Source organism: Desulfocurvus sp. DL1XJH-121 (assembly GCF_054819825.1).
In genome coordinates this window covers 1-606 of the sequence record NZ_JBTVWW010000058.1, presented here as the reverse complement: position 1 = coordinate 606, position 606 = coordinate 1, and the positions used below count along the sequence as shown (strand labels likewise).

The following is a 606-nucleotide window of genomic DNA, read 5'->3' as shown; positions in this document are numbered from 1 at the left end:
GAAAAGGCGGCCGAGGCGGCCGCCTAGAAATCACCCCGCCAGGGGCGGCAGTGTCAGGTGAATACTATCTCTGTACAATTAATTGCTATCGTAATATTTTATTTTGCTTGCATATTAATATTGCACTACATAAAAAAACCAGAACAGGAAAAAGATATTTTAAAATAGGCATACCAGACTGGATAGAGCTACATACAGGGTCTATCGTAAGTCTCTATTTAACAATTGAAGTTTCCATAATTCCATTTTTATACGACAAAGAGTTACATTTTGATGCAGAATGCATACTTGCATTTATGCTATATTTTTTAATAATTTCTACATCTTTTGCATTGTTTCTTGGCCCTCATATCATAAAAAATGTTGACTATATTTGGGGATGTTCAGAAATATATGACGATTACTTTTATTACTCATCTATTTTGAGCCTATACAAAATTAATCGAATCAAACTAAAGAATATAAAAAAATTCCGTAGAACTGCTGATAGGCTTGCTCACGGGTGGGTCTCAATAAGAACACAAGACGGCAAGATGTACAGAGATAGTATTCACCTGACACTGCCGCCCCTGGCGGGGTGATTTCTAGGCGGCCGCCTCGGCCGCC

At 38.3% G+C, this 606-nt stretch carries 1 protein-coding gene; it reads left to right on the top strand.

Features of this window, described 5'->3' with window-relative positions; genetic code table 11:
* On the top strand, positions 1-581 hold a 581-nt coding region (locus ACYYG1_RS17315), incomplete at its 5' end, for a hypothetical protein (protein ID WP_461211584.1).
* Positions 582-606 lie beyond the last annotated feature (25 nt).